The 3316-nt window shown below is 67.0% G+C and carries 5 protein-coding genes; 2 read left to right on the top strand and 3 right to left on the bottom strand.

The window, feature by feature from the left end:
- Window positions 1-37 precede the first annotated feature (37 nt).
- The 3 genes from motB to msrB all read right to left on the bottom strand — a co-directional run bounded on the left by motB (window position 38) and on the right by msrB (window position 2393).
- Window positions 38-976: a flagellar motor protein MotB gene (gene motB, locus ABGA94_RS00155; protein WP_053498068.1), complete on the bottom strand. Its 939-nt coding sequence runs from the start codon at window positions 974-976 to the stop codon at window positions 38-40.
- A gap of 3 nt (window positions 977-979) precedes the next feature.
- Entirely contained in the window at window positions 980-1834 is an 855-nt protein-coding gene (gene motA / locus ABGA94_RS00150; RefSeq protein ID WP_005407915.1) for a flagellar motor stator protein MotA, read from the bottom strand.
- A 91-nt stretch (window positions 1835-1925) separates the two neighbouring features.
- A complete protein-coding gene (gene msrB, locus ABGA94_RS00145; protein WP_005415117.1) occupies window positions 1926-2393 on the bottom strand; it encodes a peptide-methionine (R)-S-oxide reductase MsrB in 468 nt (155 codons plus the stop codon).
- Between the two features lie 140 nt (window positions 2394-2533).
- Between msrB and ABGA94_RS00140 the strand changes: the two genes are divergently transcribed.
- Both ABGA94_RS00140 and ABGA94_RS00135 read left to right on the top strand, forming a co-directional pair.
- Window positions 2534-2905, top strand: a complete 372-nt coding sequence (locus tag ABGA94_RS00140; protein ID WP_053498066.1) for a hypothetical protein — start codon at window positions 2534-2536, stop codon at window positions 2903-2905.
- Window positions 2906-3048: 143 nt separating this feature from the next.
- Entirely contained in the window at window positions 3049-3246 is a 198-nt protein-coding gene (locus ABGA94_RS00135) for a lana protein (protein WP_375365960.1), read from the top strand.
- The last annotated feature ends 70 nt before the right edge of the window (window positions 3247-3316 follow it).

The following is a 3316-nucleotide window of genomic DNA, read 5'->3' as shown; positions in this document are numbered from 1 at the left end:
CAGATCCCTTTCCAGGGGAAAGGGATCTGACCCCGGTTCAGTGCGCCTCACCCTGCGCGGCCTGCACGTCGGGGTCAGCGGCAGGTGCCGACAGCCCGACCTGCGGGCCGGCGCCGGCCAGAGCGGCCGCTTCGGCGGCCTGGGTCATCACCACGATGCTGATGCGGCGGTTGATCGGGTTCTGCGGGTCGGCCTTGTCGAACAGCACCGATGAAGACAGGCCGACCACGCGGGTGATCTTGTTGTCCTCCAGGCCGCCGTCCACCAGCGCGCGGCGGGCGGCATTGGCACGATCGGCGCTCAGTTCCCAGTTGCCGTAGCCACGTGCAGCCGAATAGGCGGTGATGTCGGTGTGGCCGGTCAGGCTGATCCGGTTCGGCACGTGGTTCAGGTAGTTGGCCAGCTCGTGCAGGATCTGCTGCGTGTACGGTTTCAGCGTGGCGCTGCCGAGGTCGAACATCGGCCGGTTCTGCTTGTCCACGATCTGGATGCGCAGGCCCTCCGGGGTCAGGTCCAGCAGCAGCTGGTCCTTGAACGGCTCCAGGGCCTGGCTCCTGCTGATCGCTTCCTGCAGCTCCTTCATCAGTGCTTCCAGCTGCTGCTTGTCGCGCTGCTGCTGGTCCACCGGCTGCGGTACCGCTTCCTTCTGGTTCTGGAAGGGGTCGTTGCTGTTGCCACGCGAAATGTCGGTGGCACCGCCCAGCTTGATCATCGAGGTGCTGGCGCCGCCCGGGCCGGCCATGCCGGGCGCCGGCGTGGCGCTCTGACCGCTCAACGGGCTGGGGTTGCGGAAGTACTCGGAAATGGCCGCACGGTCGTTCTTGTTGGTGGTGGCCATCAGCCACAGCACCAGGAAGAACGCCATCATCGCGGTCACGAAGTCGGCATAGGCCACCTTCCACGAACCACCATGATGGGCGGCGTGGCCGGCCTTCTTGACCCGGCGGACGATGACGGTGGGCTTGTTCTCGGCCATGGCTTACTTGACCGTCTTCAGGTGCTGCTCGAAATCGGAGAAGGCCGGGCGCACGTTCGACGGCAGGGTCTTGCGGGCGAACTCCAGTGCGATCTTCGGGTTGTAACCGCGCAGGCAGGCCAGCAGGGCGGTCTTGACCGATTCGTAGATGCGGCTGTCCTGCTCGGCGCGGGCCTCCATCGCGGCGGCCATCGGGCCGACGAAGCCGTAGCCCAGCAGGATGCCCAGGAACGTACCGACCAGCGCGCCGGCCACGTGGCCACCGACCTCGACGATGTCGCCACCGATCGAGCCCATGGTGATGACGATGCCCAGCACCGCGGCGACGATGCCGAAACCGGGCAGCCCGTCGGCGACCTTGGTCAGCACCTGTGAGGGGGCCATGGCCTCGGCGTGGTGCTTTTCCAGCTCCAGTTCCAGCAGCGGTTCCAGCTCATGCGGCTCGATGTTGCTGCCGATCATCAGGCGCAGGCAGTCGGTGATGAAATCGATCAGGTGGTGGTCGGCCTGCACCTTGGGGTAGTTGCCGAACAGCGCGCTTTCGGCCGGGCGCTCGACATGGTCTTCCAACGCCATGAAGCCTTCGCGGCGGGCCTTGTTGAGCAGTTCATAGAGCAGGCTGAGCACATCGATGTAGTCCTGCTGCTTGTAGCGCGGGCCCTTGAACACACCCACCATGGCCTGCAGGGTCTGCTTGACCGTCTTGGCCGGGGTACCGACCAGGAAGGCGCCGAGCGCGGCGCCGCCGATGATGACCAGCTCATAGGGCTGCCAGAGGGCACCCAGGCGGCCGTGGGCACCGAGGTAGCCCCCGATCACGCTGATGATGACGACCAGGAATCCAACGATGATGAGCATGGGGCGACGCAAGGAGAGGGGATATCTCCTTGTCGGCCCGTCGCCCGGTTTTCTGAAGAGGGAATTCTGTGAAATCGGTCAGCGGGGTGTTTCAGCCCGCCACGCCGCTTTCTGCGCCGCCACGCTGCAACGGATCGGGCCAGGGCTCGCCATTGCCGGTGAACGAAAGTGAGACGGAGTTCAGGCAGTGGCGCTCGTAGGTGGGCGGCGGACCATCCGGGAACACGTGGCCCAAGTGGCTGCCGCAGCGCGCGCAGGTGATCTCGGTGCGCACCATGCCGTGGCTGGTATCACGGATCTCGCGCACGTGCGCCGGGTCGAACGGGGCAAAGAAGCTGGGCCAGCCGGTGCCGGAATCGAACTTGGTGCTGGAGCGGAACAGTGGCAGCGCGCACAGCCTGCAGCAGTAGACCCCCTCGCGCTTGTTGTCGAGGAACACGCCGCAGAACGGCGCCTCGGTGCCGTGCTGCAGCAGCACGCGGCGCTCCTCGCTGCTGAGGCCAGCGATCAGCGCCTCGGTCTGGGTGGCAGTGGGGGGCGTCAGGTCGAAGGCGGTCATGGCGGCGCTCCGTGTGGTCGATGGCCTGGGGATGGCGGAAAACGTGGGGGTGAAGACGCGACCTTGCAAGTGTGATGGCCGTTCATGGGCGGCACACAGGGGCGGGCGCAAGGTGAACGTGATCCACGCCGGAGCGTGCCATGAAACCGATCCTTCCCCTGCTGCTGGCCCTGTTGCCCATCGTCGCGCTGGCGCAGGTGCCGACCGCCGACCCGACTGCGACCCGCAGCGCGACCACCGTGGCGCCGCAGCCCGTGGCACCACCGCCACAGGCCGCTCGCCCGCAACCGCAGGTGCTGCCGTCGCCGCAGCCGGCGCAGCCGATCAGATCCACCGGTCCGGCCCGGGTCGCGCCGACGCCGGTGCCGAAGCCGGCCGACAAGGTCTATGACCGCAATGGCCGCATCGTTCCGGGCGTGCGCCCGGCCGGCCCGAACCGCGTGTTCGATTCGCGCACCGGCCGCTATTACGACAGCGTGCCGGCCGGCGATGGGCAGCAGATCAAGCGCTGAGTCCTGGTGCCACCAAGGTTGGCCGCTGGCTGGCGCTGAGCGGGCTGAACGCACGAAAACAACATCCAGCCGATCACTGCTTTTTCGCCTGCGATTAACCGTTGCGGGACCACCGTGGCCCTGCGCCGGCATCCCGCCGCCGCATGTCCTTCGTCCACTGGATCGCGACCATGAAAAACCAGCAGAACCGTCATCCCGGCAAGGAACCGCAGGGCCGTAACTCGCACCAGCAACAGCAACAACAACAACAGCAGATGGAGCCGCAGCCGCCGCACAAGGGCGGCAAGCAGCAGGAACAGCGCACGCAGAAGCATCCGCAGCAGCGCTGGCTGTCGCCATGACCGGGGGCAGAGCCCGCTGCGCGGGATCCGACCCCTTGCCAGATGCCGACCGGGGTCGGATCCCGCGCAG

The sequence above is a fragment of the Stenotrophomonas sp. 3diitr2024 genome, from assembly GCF_042136455.1.
GTDB lineage: Bacteria > Pseudomonadota > Gammaproteobacteria > Xanthomonadales > Xanthomonadaceae > Stenotrophomonas > Stenotrophomonas sepilia.
This window is presented reverse-complemented; position numbering and strand designations above follow the sequence as displayed.

Bases quoted from the DNA above. Each gene is read 5' to 3' on its own strand.
- motB (WP_053498068.1), bottom strand. From the start codon at position 976: ATGGCCGAGAACAAGCCCACCGTCATCGTCCGCCGGGTCAAGAAGGCC.
- motA (WP_005407915.1), bottom strand. From the start codon at position 1,834: ATGCTCATCATCGTTGGATTCCTGGTCGTCATCATCAGCGTGATCGGG.
- msrB (WP_005415117.1), bottom strand. From the start codon at position 2,393: ATGACCGCCTTCGACCTGACGCCCCCCACTGCCACCCAGACCGAGGCG.
- ABGA94_RS00140 (WP_053498066.1), top strand. From the start codon at position 2,534: ATGAAACCGATCCTTCCCCTGCTGCTGGCCCTGTTGCCCATCGTCGCG.
- ABGA94_RS00135 (WP_375365960.1), top strand. From the start codon at position 3,049: ATGTCCTTCGTCCACTGGATCGCGACCATGAAAAACCAGCAGAACCGT.